Origin of the sequence: Achromobacter insuavis, from assembly GCF_902859645.1 — a bacterium.
GTDB classification, from domain to species: Bacteria; Pseudomonadota; Gammaproteobacteria; order Burkholderiales; family Burkholderiaceae_B; genus Achromobacter; species Achromobacter insuavis.
Genome location: NZ_CADIJR010000001.1, coordinates 33,522 through 48,983, shown reverse-complemented (window position 1 = coordinate 48,983; position 15,462 = coordinate 33,522). Strand labels below are relative to the sequence as shown.

General features: G+C 58.8%; 14 protein-coding genes. All 14 read right to left on the bottom strand.

From position 1 onward, the window contains the following. Positions 1–39 precede the first annotated feature (39 nt). The 14 genes from H0523_RS00215 to H0523_RS00150 all read right to left on the bottom strand — a co-directional run bounded on the left by H0523_RS00215 (position 40) and on the right by H0523_RS00150 (position 15,461). Positions 40–1,314, bottom strand: a complete 1,275-nt coding sequence (locus H0523_RS00215) for an efflux RND transporter periplasmic adaptor subunit (RefSeq protein WP_082404744.1) — start codon at positions 1,312–1,314, stop codon at positions 40–42. Then, on the bottom strand, positions 1,307–2,788 hold the full coding sequence (locus H0523_RS00210; RefSeq protein WP_054433970.1) for a TolC family protein: 1,482 nt from the start codon (positions 2,786–2,788) through the stop codon (positions 1,307–1,309). Before H0523_RS00210 ends, H0523_RS00215 begins: the two co-directional genes overlap by 8 nt. Then, complete coding sequence (locus tag H0523_RS00205; RefSeq protein WP_054433971.1) at positions 2,781–3,971, bottom strand: ABC transporter permease; 1,191 nt, start codon at positions 3,969–3,971, stop codon at positions 2,781–2,783. Before H0523_RS00205 ends, H0523_RS00210 begins: the two co-directional genes overlap by 8 nt. An 18-nt stretch (positions 3,972–3,989) precedes the next feature. Continuing rightward, positions 3,990–4,709: an ABC transporter ATP-binding protein gene (locus tag H0523_RS00200; protein WP_054433972.1), complete on the bottom strand. Its 720-nt coding sequence runs from the start codon at positions 4,707–4,709 to the stop codon at positions 3,990–3,992. 86 nt (positions 4,710–4,795) lie between these two features. Further along, a complete protein-coding gene (locus H0523_RS00195; protein WP_131727115.1) occupies positions 4,796–5,206 on the bottom strand; it encodes a hypothetical protein in 411 nt (136 codons plus the stop codon). A 352-nt stretch (positions 5,207–5,558) separates the two neighbouring features. Continuing rightward, positions 5,559–6,401: a hypothetical protein gene (locus H0523_RS00190; RefSeq protein WP_156350534.1), complete on the bottom strand. Its 843-nt coding sequence runs from the start codon at positions 6,399–6,401 to the stop codon at positions 5,559–5,561. Positions 6,402–6,515: 114 nt separating this feature from the next. Beyond that, the gene (locus H0523_RS32150; protein ID WP_238924959.1) at positions 6,516–6,827 is read right to left on the bottom strand and encodes an ATP-binding cassette domain-containing protein; all 312 of its coding nucleotides are present in this window, start codon (positions 6,825–6,827) and stop codon (positions 6,516–6,518) included. A gap of 155 nt (positions 6,828–6,982) precedes the next feature. Continuing rightward, positions 6,983–7,393: a hypothetical protein gene (locus H0523_RS00180; protein ID WP_156350536.1), complete on the bottom strand. Its 411-nt coding sequence runs from the start codon at positions 7,391–7,393 to the stop codon at positions 6,983–6,985. Between the two features lie 349 nt (positions 7,394–7,742). Continuing rightward, positions 7,743–8,594, bottom strand: coding sequence for a hypothetical protein (locus tag H0523_RS00175; RefSeq protein WP_156351033.1), 852 nt, complete (start codon positions 8,592–8,594; stop codon positions 7,743–7,745). 462 nt (positions 8,595–9,056) lie between these two features. Then, positions 9,057–9,467: a hypothetical protein gene (locus H0523_RS00170; protein WP_156333568.1), complete on the bottom strand. Its 411-nt coding sequence runs from the start codon at positions 9,465–9,467 to the stop codon at positions 9,057–9,059. A gap of 306 nt (positions 9,468–9,773) precedes the next feature. Further along, positions 9,774–10,628 carry a hypothetical protein gene (locus H0523_RS00165; protein ID WP_156333569.1) on the bottom strand — a complete coding sequence of 285 codons (855 nt, stop codon included), beginning with the start codon at positions 10,626–10,628 and terminating at the stop codon, positions 9,774–9,776. Positions 10,629–10,820: 192 nt separating this feature from the next. Next, positions 10,821–11,732: a LysR family transcriptional regulator gene (locus H0523_RS00160; RefSeq protein ID WP_054434637.1), complete on the bottom strand. Its 912-nt coding sequence runs from the start codon at positions 11,730–11,732 to the stop codon at positions 10,821–10,823. Positions 11,733–12,045: 313 nt separating this feature from the next. Further along, a complete protein-coding gene (locus H0523_RS00155; RefSeq protein WP_054434639.1) occupies positions 12,046–13,497 on the bottom strand; it encodes an efflux transporter outer membrane subunit in 1,452 nt (483 codons plus the stop codon). 5 nt (positions 13,498–13,502) lie between these two features. After that, the gene (locus H0523_RS00150) at positions 13,503–15,461 is read right to left on the bottom strand and encodes a MacB family efflux pump subunit (RefSeq protein WP_054434549.1); all 1,959 of its coding nucleotides are present in this window, start codon (positions 15,459–15,461) and stop codon (positions 13,503–13,505) included. Between the last annotated feature and the right edge of the window lies 1 nt (position 15,462).

Below are 15,462 nucleotides of genomic sequence, written 5' to 3'. Positions count from 1 at the left end.
TTATATGGGCGCGCGTCGGGCGATCCCCCCCGGGTCTTTTCAGGGCGAAGGTTGCCATTCATCCCGGACATAACCCGGTGCAAGGCCCGTCACGACCACCCCGTCCGGCGTGGCCGGCCCGGCCGAGACCACGACCGACCGCTCGGGGGAGCTTGCCGATTCGCGAAACCGGACAAGGCTCTTTCCCGCGCCAGTACGAATCGCCGTGGCCGGCACCACCATCGCCTGCTCATCATGAAAGATCACGATCGAGGCGCTCGCCGTCATTCCCAGCCGCACCACCGCCTGTTGCGCCGCCGTCAGCGGCGGCAATGCAATCACTACCGGATACATCGTGCCCGCCTGCGAGTCTCCTTCGAGTCCCTGCACCCCGATCGATTCCAATTCGCCGGAAAGCGCCAGGTCCCTGAATCCTTCGCCACGTATTTCCACCGGCTGGCCTGGACGCAGCTGATTGAGATCCGTCTCGTCGACCTTGGCCACGACATGGACCCGCGCGACGTTGGCAATAGCCAACAGCCCCTGGCCCTGCCCAACCTTGGCGCCCGCCAACAATGGCTCTCCGGCGGCGTCCCGCCTGCCATCGCCGTTGCCCGGGACGCGGATCACGACACCCGAAAACGGCGCCACCACCACGCCGGAGGCCTCATCGGCCAGCGCATTGAGCCGGGCCGTGGCATTGGCCACCGCCATTTCCGCGAGTTGCCGCGCTTGCCCCTTGCCGCGCTCCCGGGCGTTGGCGATTTCCGCCTCTGCCGAGGCCACCGACAGGGATTGCATCTTTTCCTGTTGGATCAACGCATCCAGCTCCATGCGGGGCACGATTCCGCGCTTATAGAGCTGCCTGGTCTCAACCAGCTTCTGATGCGTGTCGCTCACACTGAGACGCGCGCTCGACAGGGTTTGACGAGCACGGGCGACGTCAGGGCCAGACTCCCAGTGATCGATGTCGCTCAGGAGCTTGCGCGCCTTGATCTGTTCGCTCAGCGCCTGGCGTCGCTGTATGTCGAGTTCGGTCACATCCATCTCGAGCAGGCGCTGGCCCGCCTCCACCCACTGCCCTTCCGACACCTCAAGCGACTTGATATTGCCATCGAAGGGCGCCGTGATTGTGACGATCTGCGCCGAAACGATCTTTCCCGCCACGCCCAGGCGAAGCTCGGCCGGCCGAGGAGAAACCAGTGTCCAGGGCGAGGGTTTATCTTGCGCCCTGCCGCCAGGCGGCCGATGCCATGCAAAGGCGATCGCCGCGACGGCAAGCAGGGCCACGCCCGCCGCCATCAGGCCGGATGGATAGGCAGAGAGCTTAGTCATTCAGCGAGATACCCCAACTTTGCAATGTCATGCCAAGCTTCAGGTCCAACTGCGCCTGTGCATCCAGATAGCGGATTAAGGCATTGAGTCGGGCGTTCTCCGCCCCGCGTAGATCGGTTTCAAAGGCCAGCACCTGAAAATTGCTCGATCGTCCTGCCTGCAGTTTCTGGCGTTCGATCTCGAGCTTCTTGCGTGAAAGATCGCGGACGCGCCCCGCGATTTCGTACTGGCGCCATCGCGAGGCCAGTTCCCGCACCGCGTTATTCACGTCCAGCGCCAACTGCTGTTCGGCGTCTTCGAGCAGCAGCGCCTGGTTGTCCGCGTCGGCTTTTGCATGGACGGTAGCCTGTCGCGCGCTCAGGTCCCCGATCGGTATCTGGACCTGGACACCCACATACCCGTCCCAATGGCGATCGGACACCGCCTCCGAATGGCTCGATCGCCTTGTCCGCCCTTGGCTGGCGCCGCCCATCAGGGAAACATCCCACAGGCGGTTGTCGCGCGCGACCACAAGATTGATATCGGCCTGTTCCCGGGCGATCACCTGCTGCAAATACCGCGGTTGGTGCGTCAACGCGATGCGCTGAGCATCCTGCACGCTGAGCGTCGAGGGCTTTTTCCCTGGCGTGTCGCTGGCCCGGATCCGGCTGCGCAGATCCAGGGCCAGCAGTTGCAGCAACATCAATCGGCAGGCGTTGAGATCGTTATCGGCATTCTCGACATTGAATTCCTGGGCGGCCACATCGGCCTCCGTCTGCACCAAGTCGACCTGCGCCATGCGTCCGGCGGCGATCAGCGCCTGGTTGATCTCCAGAAGCGCTTTGGAACGCTGCAATGCCGCCTTGGCGATGGTGACTTGCTCTTGCGCCCGCATCAATTGCCAGTAGGCCTGGACGATCTGCGTAACGGCCTGGGAAACCGAATCCTGCAAAGTCAGCCGATTGCTTTGCTCGATCAGGCGCGCCATGCGCAAGGGCGCGGTTGCTACCTCACGGCCCGCGCCACGCAGCAAGGGTTGGATGATCGCGAGCGTGACGCCGTCGTCCCGGAACCCGCCCGCCCGGTTGGCATTGCTCAATTGGCTCGTCCAACCCAGGCTGAAACGCGTGCCGAATTCCCCCACCATCGTTGCCGCGGACGAGAGCAATCCCTGCCGCGAACGGTCGTCCTGATTGCGGTTTCCGGTGATCTGCCCGGTGACGAGAAGCTTGGGCGAAAAGAAATCCTCGGCCACGCGCAGGTCGAACTTCTGCGCCACGCGGGTCAGGTAGGCGCTGCGTATGCCGCGATTGGCGCGCAAGCCGAGAAAGACGGCATCTGTCAAAGTCAGATCGACGACGCCTTCGCCCAACACGGCCGGCGCCTGATACCGCATGGTCGGGCGAGACGGCAACGGCTCATCACCCGCGCGTGCCACGGGTGACAGCGCCGCCAACCCAAGCGCCACGATGAGCATCCGCACCGCACTACGCATCGCGCAAGGCCTGGACAGGCTCCAGCCGCGAAGCCGCGGCGGCCGGATACCAACCGAAGAACAGGCCCGTCAGCAGCGCCGTGCCCATTCCCAAGGGCAAGGACGCGGGCGCCAGCACGAAATCCCAACCGGAGAAGCGCGCAAAAGCGTAGGCCGCGCCAACGCCGAACACTGCGCCCAGCGCCGCGCCCACAATGGCCAACAGACCCGCCTCGGCGAGGAACAACAGGCGGATGTCGCGCCGGGTCGCCCCGAGCGCCAGGCGAACGCCGATCTCGCGCCGCCTTTCGGAAACACTCATCAGCATCACGTTCATGACGCCCACACCGCCCACCAGCAATGAGATCGCGCCCAGCCCCGCGAGCAGATATGAAAAGGTACGGGATTGGCGCTCGAGACCGTCGATCAACTGCCGGGGAATATCCACCTGGACCTCCCTGCCGGGCACCTGCGCGCCGACATACTCGCGCAGCGCGCTGGCCGTTTCCACAAGGTCGGCCATAGGCGTCGCCCTGGCCAGGATGGCGCCGAGTTCAGGCTTGGGAAACAATCGGTGCAGCCCTTCAATGGGAACGATCACCGATCGGTCCGCATCGACCGGAATCAGCGGATTCCCCTTCATGCTGCGCGTGACGCCGATGACTTGGTAAAAGTAGCCGTCAATTTGCAGCGAGGCACCCAGGGCGAGCGGATGCGCCGGACTGCCCAGTTCACGCGCGATTTCCGCACCGACGACGGCAAACGTGGCATGACGATCGAACGGCGACAGGAAACGGCCGCGATCCATGCGCAGATTCATCGCGGCGGCAAGATCCGGCGTCGTGCCTACGATCCTGGGAACCATCGTACGTCCCGGGAAACGCAGCGGCACGTTGTAGACCGACAGGGGCGCCGCATGGCGGATGCCCGGCACGGCTTGCGCCAACGCGCCGGCATCCAGCGTGCGGGGCAGCGCGCGCGGCTTGGCGCCCGTCACCGGGAAAGTCACCACCAGGACGTCCGTACCCATGTCCTTGAACATGCGCATCACCTGTTCGGCGGCGCTATGCCCGATGTTCAGGAGCGCGATGATGGCGGTGCTGCCGACCATGATGCCGAGCAAAGCCAACAAGGCCCTGCGACCCATTTGGCGCAGGCTGTCGGCCGCTTGCAGCGCAGTTTGCGTCAGCGATGGACCGCGCATGCACCGGAACACCGGAAATCAACGTCTTTCATCGCAGTGGCAGGGTTCATGCAATACACCGTCGCGCACATGAAGCTGGCGCGAGAAGCGGCCAGCTAGGTTGGCATCATGCGTCACCATCACGATCGTGACCGCCCGCTCGCGATTCAGCCCCATGAGCAAGGCCATGATGCTCTCGGCTGAAGCTTGATCCAGATTACCGGTCGGTTCGTCCGCAAGAATGACGGAGGGATTGCCGACCAAGGCGCGGGCAATGGCGACCCGCTGGCGCTGCCCGCCGGAGAGATCGGCAGGGAGATGCCCGCCGCGATCGGCCAATCCAACTTGACGAAGCCAATCCATGGCCGTGGCCCGCGCCTGGGCTCGCGAGATACCACGATAGAACAGTGGCAAGGCAACGTTATCGAGGGCGTTCATACGGGGCAACAGGTTGAAGGACTGAAAAACAAACCCGATCTCTCGATTGCGAACCCAGGCGCGGGCGTTCTCGTCGATACCCAGCATGTCGCGTCCGCGAAACAGGAGCTGGCCGGCCGACGGCCGGTCGAGCAAGCCCAGGATATTGAGCAAGGTGCTCTTGCCGGAACCGGACGCCCCAAGCAGCGCGCAGGTTTCGCCGGGGTGGAGCTCAAGTGTCACATCGCGCAGCACGCTTACTGATTGGCTGCCTTTGCGATAAGCATGGCGGACACGTGTGATTTGAATGAGCGGATGGCCCCACGAATCTGCAATCCACATCAGTCACAAGGTCCAGAATCGACTTATATCTCTTTATAGCGACTTATCGTCAAATTGAAGATAAGTCGCTATCCATTACAACTCTCTTAGTCGTTGTAATAAACCACCATCGTGGCAAGAATATAACGAGGATATGGCCCGACACCTGTCCCGGTATACGTTACAGAAAACGGCTTATCAGCAGAATTTCCGTCAAAATAATGGGATATCTGCCCACTCGAGGATAACGAGGCGCAACTGACCCCACCGTTATAGCAAACCAGCGCCGACACATTTGCCTGTGAGCTATCCTGAATTTGAATTTGAACGCCTTTAATTTTCTTTCCTACTGGTGAGACAAGAAAATTGCTAGGTTGATAAACAACAGTAGCGGTGCCTCCTCTTCGTGACACATAGTCGCCACTTTTATAAGTGGACCACACATAATCACCGGCAAACGCACTACCGGAGAACAACAGCGAAGCAACAACCAAAAAACGCAGCAACTTATTTTTCATTAGATTTCTCCACAAAATACAGACAGCATATCAATCATTGACTGATGCCGGACTCACCCGCGGGATGGCTTCTACCGCTATCGCCTTATCAACGCACAAGGTGAACAGATTGGATAACCTGTCCTTCAATTGGAGCGCATAAAGAACATCGCATATTTCTATTTTTGGAACACTAGCGACCAAATAGGTCAGACCACAGAAACATCGACCAAATCATTACCAGCAGCTTTTCAGCACATAAAAAAAGCACCATCAACGCACTTTATCTAAAAAAACGCCCGACGATATTAATCGGGCACCATATCTTCCATAAGAATTACAGCAGAACAAATCCAGAGCCAACAATCTACATTCAAAGACCAGATATCAACGTCGGTTGTTGATTCACACTACGATAGAGCAAATCCATCAGGATATATTGCCTATGCCGTTCCATATCATGCGCCATCTGTAGCAACATTCTGCGTGAAAACCCATCCTTAGCCTGCATCAGGGTCCCGTCCTTTGATTCGCCTGGCGGGTCATATTTGAAGGAGAAAGAACCGCCGCCCCCCTTGAACGGATCGCCATGTCCTCCCCATTGAGGCATAGACTCCACCTTCTCTCGAAACTTGACACTGAATCCGAATTTGTATGCGAAATCATCCGGCTGGGACAGAATCAATCTTCCTATTTTTTTATAGATATCCATCGCCGAGCTGCCTTTACTCATCTCGACTGCATACATCGATTTCAGGTCAGCAACAAATGCATTGGATTGTTTTTTATCTATCATCTCACTTTCAGGAGTAACCGGAATTCTAGTTGTTGCATAATATAAATCTCCTCCGCGAATATAATCAGAACAATCAAATCCAGGAGAATAATCATTAAAAACCCAGGTTTTTAGTTGTTCATACTGTTCGGCCTCTGTATATTGATTGGCAAAACGAGCCAACCAATCAGGTGTCCAGCACACCAACAAGCTCAGGTCTGCATCCTCGTCGTCAGCCTCCTGGCTTGACAGCGCCACCGCCTTATCAGACAGGGTCACGGCCTTCGATGCGGGGGAGCTTTCGATATATTTTTGCTTCGCAGAACCCATGACTTCGGTGAAGCGGGCTTCCCCATTCGCGTCCGTAGTGAACCGCGTCGACGAATAGTTGAAACCGAGCGGGCCGCTCGGACCTGACAGCGTTGAATTGGATACTTGCACAAGTAGCTCCTGATTGATTCAAGCCATTGATGCCATTGGCTGTTCTCCAAATAGGCACAAGGGCAGGGAAATGGATCTTTCAATCTAGAACGGCGAGTGGCCTTTGACGTTGCCTTATAAGAAACGCGCCAGACCGAAAAGGTAACGTACGGGCAACCCACCCGAAGGCGGTACCCACTGCGCACATAGGGAGCAATTCGCCCGGCAATGGCTAGTCAACCTGATGAGGTTTTTCTGTTGCCGGGAGTTGCCCCCCCCTAGCGGGGTTTCCCAGGTAGGAACCGGTCCGCAAAGCCGGTCGAGCAAGCCCAGGATATTGAGCAAGGTGCTCTTGCCGGAACCGGACGCCCCAAGCAGCGCGCAGGTTTCGCCGGGATGGATCTCGAGAGTCACGTCCCGCAGCACGGATACGGATTGGCTGCCCATGCGATAGGCATGGCTGACATGCGTGATTTGAACGAGCGGATGGCCCGACGACGCATCTTTGCTCTGCATCGGCCACGAGGTCCAGAATCAGCTTATATATTTCGGATAGCGATTTATTTTCAAATCAACAAAAATCGCCATCCATTGCAGTTTTCTCAGTCGTTGTAATACACCACCATCGTAGCAAGGATATAGCGAGGATATGGCCCGATCCCTGTACCAGTATATTTCACATGGAACGGCTTATCGGCAAGCTTGCCATTAAAATACTGCGATATCTGCCCGTTATTGGATAAAGGAATGCAATCAAACGGACCGTTATAGCAAACCTGCATTGATACGCTTGCCTGGCTACTATCCTGAAGCTGAATTTGCACACCCTTGATTGTTTTCCCCACTGGCGAGACAAGGAAATTGCTAGGTTGATACACAACCGTGGCGGTTCCTCCTCTTCTCGACACATAGTCGCCACTCTTATAGGTGGACCACACATAATCACCGGCAAACGCGCTGCCAGAGAAAAAAAGCGAAGTAATAACCAATGCACGCAGCAATGGGGTTTTCATGGTATCTCTCCAGGGCTAGGTATGAAACTACGCATCAATCACCGATTGATGCCCCCCTTAGATGACTTGCTTTCAGCTTGACAATATACGGGGTGGACAGGTTGACAACCTGCACATCAATTTGAACGCAGCAACGGCGTCGTTTATTGCTATTTTGGGAACACGCGTTACCGTATCGGTCAGAAAAATATGGTTTTTACCCTAGCCATAAAAAGCTATGGTCAGCCGAATACCCACGAAGCGCTACGCCAAGCGGGGTTCGGGCTGACCATCTCATTAGGCTCGGCAAATCCCTCTGCCGACGCCTTTCCGAAAAATGCGACGTGCGCATTTTTCGGAAGAACCTGATCTACACCCGGCGACCTGCGGGTTTCGACTTAAGGTTCACTTTCCCATACAGCAGGTCCATCAGTTGATGCTGCCTGTCTCGCTCCATATCATGTGTTCTCTGTTGCAGCTTGTTGTGCGAAAACCTATCCTTCATTTTTGTCAACATCGCGACATCCGATTCGTCTGAAGCAGCATGACTACGGGTAAACAACTCACCGTGCTGCCGTTCGACCGGGTTAGCACGCCCTCCCCATTGCATGGACTCCACCCTCTCGCGAAACGTGACACTGAATCCGAACTTATAAGCAAAATCATCCGGCTGAGACAGAATCAATTTTCCGATCTTCTTATAGATATCCAGCGCTGAGCTGCCCTTGTTCCTTTCGGCCTTATACATGGATTTCAACTGCGCAACGAACGTATCCGATTGCCGCCTATCGACAATTTCACTTTCTGGGGTAACCGGAATCCTCGTAGTCGCATAGTAAATCTGGCCACCATCTGCAGTAAGCTCACTGCAATCGCATCCTGGCGAATATTGACTGTTAAAAACCATAATATCCAGTTCCTCGAGCCGCTCGCTTTCCGTATAGTTCCTGGTGAAGCGCGCCAGCTCAGCCGGTGTCCAGCACGCCAGCAAGCTAAGATCCGCATCCTCATCTTCGGTCTCCTGGCTTGACAGCGCCACCGCCTTATCAGACAAGGCCACAGTCTTCGATGACGGAGGGCTTTCGAGATATTTTTTCTCCGCAGAACCCATGACTTCGGTGAAATGGGGTTTCCCATTCGCGTCGTTAGTGAGCCGGGCCGACGAATAGTAGCAACCGAGCGGGTCGCTCGGACCAGACAACGTTGAATTGGATACTTGCACAAGCAGCTCCTGATTGATTCAGACCATTGATGCCATCGGCATCTCGCCCAAAGACGGTACAAATGGCAGGGAATTGGGTCTTTCCAATCTAGAGCAGTTCGTGACCTAGCATGTTGCCTTATTGGAAACGTGCTGGACCGAAAAGGTAATGCATGGGCTCCCAACTCGAAGGCAATGACCGCCGACGACCGGTCGAGCATTGCCAAGCAAGGTGCGATTGCCGGAATCGGACGCCCCAAGCAGCGCGCAGGTTTCACCGGGATGGATCTCGAGCGTCATGTCGCACAGTACGCTTAAGGATTGATCGCCCATGCAATAGACATGACTGAGATGTCTGATTTGAATAAGCGGATCACCCGACGTCTCTGGAATCCGCATCAGTCATATAGTCAAGAACTGGCTCGAATAGATTTATAGCGACTTATCGTCGGATCCACGATAATTCGCTACCCAAGGATTTAGTTAATCGCTGTAATAAACCACCATCGTGGCAAGGATATAACGCGGATACGGCCCAACGCCGGTACCTGTATATGTCACCGTAAATGGCTTATCTGCTGGCTTACCGTTAAAAGCTTTGGAGATTTGCCCATCATAGGACAACGAGACACAATCAAGCGGGCCGTTGTAGCAAGCCCGCATCGACACGTTTGCCTGGGGACTATCTTGAAGCTGGATTTGCACGCCGGTGATTGTCTTTCCAGCTGGGGAAATTAGAAAATTACTAGGTTGGTACACAACCGTGGCGGTTCCTCCTCTTCTTGATACGTAGTCGCCACTCTTATATGTTGACCATACATAATCACCAGCAAACGCGGTGCCCGAAAACAAAATTGACGTAATCACCAAAACACGCAACAACCGAACTTTCATAAAATATCTCCTGAGGTATGTGAGCTACGTATCAATCAGCAACTTATGCCGACTTCACCATGACACGACTTATGCTTCGAGAGCTTGTTCAACAGGCAGGGTGAGAAAATTGACGGCCCACATCTCAATTTGAGCTCAACAACGACCACATATATTGCAATTTTTAGAACACACATGACCAAATCGGTCAGACAAAAATCACCCGAATAGTGGCGAAAAAAATACTCGATGAAACTCATCGAGTATTATTCCTAACGGAGCACTCCCCCGAAAGGCGTTCCAGGGTAAGTATTCCAGATTGATGACCTACGCCCGGTGACCTGACGCAGGTTTCATCATAGGGTTTCCCATTCCGTACAGCAGGTTCATCAGGACATACTGCCTATCCTGCTTGAGATGATCTGCCTTCTGCAGCAAAGCATTGCGCGAAAGTCCGGCCTTCATCTGCATCAACTTTTTTTCAATCTTTGGCTCGCCAGCATGGTCAAACTTAGGGGAAAGCGAATGGCTACGTCCTTCAGGTGAGTTGCCATACGCCTCTAGTTGAGACATAGCATCCAATCTCTCGCGAAATTTCACCGTGAGTCCAAATTTGTCGGCAAAGCCGTCCGGCTGAGACAAGATCAATTTCCCGATCTTCTTGTAAATATCCATTGGTGAACTACCCTTGCTAATTTCAGAGGCATACATGGCTCTCTGTTGAGCAGAGAATAGATCGTGCTGCCGTTTATCAAACGCCTCACTTTCAGGCGTGACCGAAATTCTCGTAGTGGAATAATATGTTGGACCTCCGCACATCGCCTCACTACAATCATAGATGGGCGAATAATAGCTATTGAAGACCATAATATCGAGTTGGTGATACTGCTCGGCCTCTGTGTAGTTATTAGCAAAGCGTGCCAACCCAGCAGGTGTCCAGCACGCCAACAAGCCGAGATCCGCATCCTCAATTTCCGTTTCTTGACTTGACAGTGCCAGGGCCTTATCAGAAAAGTTCACCACCTTCGGCGCTGCTGGACTTTCGAGATATTTTTGCTTCACCGAACCCATGATTTCGGTGAAGCAGGCTTCACCGTTTTTTTCGCTGGTGAACTGCGTCGACGAATAGTTGAAACCGAGCGGGCCGCTCGGACCAGATAGCGTTGAAGTGGATACTTGCACAAGCAGCTCCTGATTGATTAAAACAATTGATGCCACGGGCTTCTTTTTAAAAAGCGCTACAAAGGCAAAGAATTGGATCTTTCAATCTAGAACGGAGAATGGTCCATCACGTTGCCTTATGAGAAACATGCGGGACCCAAAAGGTAACGAGTAAATGTGTTCGAGCTGGGTTCACGCGCCGATGCTTGCCGTCTACCGCGCACGGGAAGGTGGGAAGGTGCTGTCTTCGCGCATGACAATCACCCGCTCAACGAAGCGCGTCACGTTCTGGCGTGCGACGCGGGTTGAGCGCAGGAGCCAAGTCGTCAACGCCGCCGGCTCGGCCAGCGGGCGGCTGAGGATGCCGAGTTCCCAGTTTGAAAGGGCCTGGGAAGCGCCCACCAGTGCGAGGCCGACGCCAGCGGCCACCATCGAAAGCATGAGATAGGTCGACTGCACCTGCGCCGCCACGAGAGGTTGGGCCGAACCCTTACTGATCAAGCGGTCGATTTGCTGGCGGCATCCCTCGCAATACTTCGGATCGCCAAGTACCAGGGGATGCCTGAGAACCTCGCTCAAGGGAATCACTTCCATCGCCAGCAACGGGTGGCCGGTGGGGAGGACCACATGGATCGGGTCTTGCCAGGCTCGTTCAGCCACGATGCCGCGGCCCACGTGGTCGGATGGCGCGAAACCCAGGTCGTAAAGGCCTTGGTCCAGGCCTGCGAGCTGCTGGGCGAACGGCACCTCCGAAAAATGGATGACCACGCGCGGCTCGTCCGCGCGGCAACCGGCCATCAACGCGGCCAATCGCGTCGGGTTCATTCCTTCTGACAGGGCAATATGTAGCGCGCCGCGATTGCCAACGGCCACGCCTAGGACGCTGTCGCGCGCCTGACCGATTGCACTGAATATGGCCGGGATGTGTTCCCGTAGCGCCTCCCCCTCCGGCGTGAGCAGGGTGCCGCGGTTGGAGCGCACAAAAAGAGACACCCCCAAGGTGGTTTCCAGCGATTGAATCGCCCGAGACAACGGCGAGATTTCAATATGCAGCCGTTCGGCGGCGCGGCGATAGTTCAACTCGTCGGCCAACACAGCGAAGTACTTCAGCAGTCGCAAATTCATTCTGAGCATTCGGTGATGGCGATCGGCCGTTTCAGTGAACGTGATCAGTCTGGCGGGGGGTATTGCGCGGTCAATAGATTGTAGCGACGGCCTTCATGATTCAGCGTCGGCTGACGCTGCTTTCCGTCTTCTATTGCATCGGGTGAAACCGTCCGAATCTGACGGCATGGGCGACGATTCGAAAACAGGCCGAAGTGCTGCGGGTCAGTTTGCGAACTGCCCGTGCCGATATCGAAGTTGATGCTTGGATCGAACGCGATCCGGTTTCAACGCTGGCGCCGGCAATATCGTTCGCCGACGCCAGGGCATTTTTTCAGGGCGCTATCGGCGCGATCCCATCATCGGCCGCGCCCGCGCCAGAACCGGCCATGACGGCAAGATCATCCCCCCCCAACGCCTGATAAACCTTCACCTGATTCACCAACCGATTCAACGCATTCTCATCCCGCGCGATCTCCGCCGTCCGCCGCTTCTCCTGCGCATCCAGCCAGAACCGCAACGACACCGACCCCGCGCGGTAGCGCACCTCGTACAGGCGCTCGGCTTCCCGCGCCGCCTTCAGCGACGCCTCCAGCTGCTCCGCCTGCAGGCGCAACTGCGTCCGGTTCGACAGCGCGTTCTCCACATCCGCCATCGCCTGGTACAAGGCCTGCCGGAAGCTCACCACCCGCTCATCGAAATCCGTGCGCGACACCTTCAGATTCAGGTTCAGGCGGTTGAATTGCAGGAACGGCAGCGTCAGCGCCCCCGTCAGCGTGCCCACCGGGTTCTGCAGCACATTCGACAGCGTCGGGCTGGTGCTGCCCAGCGCGCCGGTCAGGTTCAGCGTCGGATAGAAGCTCGCGCGCGCGGCGTCGATGTTCGACAGCGACTCGCGCAGGCGCAGTTCGGCGGCGCGCAGGTCGGGGCGGCGGCCCAGCAGTTCGGCCGGCACGCCTTCGCGCGCCTGCGGCAGCGGGTATTGCGGCAGGCGTTGCGGATCGGCCATGACGCGGTCGGGCGGGCCATCGAACAGGATCGTCAGCGCATTGACGTATTCCACGCGCTGCTGCACCAGCAGCGCGTGCGCCGCCTGCTGGCTGGCCACGGTCTGCTCGGCCTCGGCCAGTTCCAGCGCCGAGGCGCCCCCGGCGGCGTACTGCGCGCGCACCAGGTCCTGGGTCTTGCGGGCGTAGGCGATGCTTTCCAGGCTGCTGGCGATGCGCTGGTTGATGAAGGCCGTCTGCCAGTACAGCGTGGCCGTGGTGCCCACCAGCGACAGCGCCGAACTCTGGCGGTCCTGCTCGCTGGCCAGCGCCTCCCATTCGGCGGCGTCGAGCTGGCGCGACAGCTTGCCCCACAGGTCCACCTCGTAGCCGATCGACAGTTCGGCGCTGTTGGTGCGCGTGATCTCGCGTTCGCCGCGCAGATTGCGCGTGCGCGTCACGTTGCCGGTGCCGGACAGCTGCGGAATCAGCTGGTCCTGCGCCAGGCCCGCCTGCAACTGAGCGCGGCGCACGCGGATGGCGGCGGCGGCCAGGTCGTTGTTGCGGGCCAGCGCGCCGTCGACCAGGCCGTCGAGCGCGGGGTCGTTGAAGTTGCGCCACCAGGCGCCGCCGGCGGCCAGCGCGTTGGCCGGCGCGTCGGCGCCGGCGCCGTGGCTCCAGGCGGCCGGGGCCTGCGTCGCGGGCGTGTGGTAGTCGCTCTTGAGCAGGCCGCCGCAGCCGGCCAGGGCCAGCGTCAGGGCCAGCGCGGCGGGTTTGCAAATCAGGGAAACAGCTTTCATCATCCTCATTCCCGGGCCAGGGCCTCGACGGGATCCAGGCGCGCCGCGTTGCGCGCCGGCAAATAACCGAACAACACGCCGATCAGCGTCGAGCAGGTGAAGGCCGCCACCATCGACGCGGTCGAATAGATCATGCGGAACGAGCCGCCGGTGGCCTTGGACACCAGCACGCCCAGGCCCAGCGACAGCGCGATGCCCACGGCGCCGCCGATCAGGCAGACCAGCACCGCCTCGATCAGGAACTGCTGCATGATATCGCTGCGCCGCGCGCCCACCGCCATGCGCACGCCGATCTCGCGGGTGCGCTCGGTGACCGACACCAGCATGATGTTCATGACGCCGATGCCGCCCACCATCAGCGAGATCAGCGCGATCAGCGACACCAGCAGCGTCATGGTCGCGGTGGTGCGCTCGATGGTCTTGCGGATCGCGTCGGTGTTGAACACGAAGAAGTCCTTCACCACGTGGCGGCGCAGCAGCACCTTGGTGATGGCCTGCTCGGCCGCCGCCGGCGGCGCGGCGTCGTTGACGCGCACGGTGATGCTCTTGAGATGCTGCTGCCCCAGCACGCGCGACAGCGCCGTGGTGTAGGGGATCCACACGTTCAGGGTCTCGTTGTTGCCGAACACGGTGTCGTTCTTCTTGGTGACGCCGATCACCCGCGCCGGCATCGACCCCAGGAACACGATCTGGCCGATCGGGTCGGTGTGCGAGCCGAACAGCGTCTTGCGGGTGCTTTCGTCGATTACCACTTCCTGGGCGCGCCGCGCCACGCTGGTCGTGTCGAAGAACTTGCCCTGCGCCAGCTTGACTGCGCGCACGCGGAAATACTGCTCGCCCACGCCCTGGATCGAACCGTTCACCGCCACGTTGCGGTAACGCAGCGTGCTGCTGGTGGAGACTTCGGGCGTGACGCTGTCCACATACGATTCGCGCGACAGCGCCTCGGCGTCGGCCGGCACCAGGGTGCGGATGTTGACGGCCTTCTCGTCGCCGAAGTCCTTGCCCGGGAACACCTCGACGGTGTTGGTGCCGATCTCGCTGATGTCTTCCAGGATCTTCTGGCGCGAGCCTTCGCCCAGCGCCACCACCGACACCACCGCGGCGATGCCGATGATGATGCCCAGCATGGTCAGCGAGGTGCGCAGGCGATGCGCGTTCATCGCCAGCAGCGCCATGCGCAGCGCTTCGCCGCAGCGGTCCAGGTAGGCCTGCCAGGCCGGCCGCGGCGGCAGCGGCGCCGCCTCCTCGCGCTGCGCCTCGATGCGCGGGGCGTCGGGATTGCGCTGGTCCGAGACGATCTCGCCATCGCTGATCTCGATGATGCGCTGCGCGTGCCGCGCCACGTTCATGTCGTGGGTGACCAGGATGATGGTGTGGCCGGCGGCGTTCAGCTCCTCGAGGATGCGCAGCACTTCCTGGCCGGTGTGCGTGTCCAGCGCGCCGGTCGGCTCGTCGGCCAGGATGATGTCGCCGCCGTTCATCAGCGCGCGGGCGATACTCACCCGTTGCTGCTGGCCGCCGGACAACTGCCCCGGCCGGTGGCCGGTGCGTTCGCCCAGCCCCAGGCGCTCCAGCAGCTCGGCGGCGCGCGCCAACCGGGCCTCGCGGCGCTTGCCGGCGTAGACGGCCGGCACCTCGACGTTGCCCTGCGCCGTCAGGTCGGACAGCAGGTGGTAGCGCTGGAAGATGAAGCCGAAGTGCTCGCGGCGCAGCTCGGCCAGCTCGTCCGGATCCAGTTCGCCCGTGCTGCGGCCGCTGACGCGGTAGTCGCCGCTGGTGGCGCGGTCCAGGCAGCCCAGGATGTTCATCAGGGTCGACTTGCCCGAGCCCGACGCGCCGACGATGGCGACCATCTCCCCGGCCTCGATGGTCAGGTTGATGTCCTTGAGGACGGCGATGGTCTGCTCGCCCGCGGGAAACTCGCGCCGTACCCCGGACAGCGAAATCAACGGTTCGGCCATG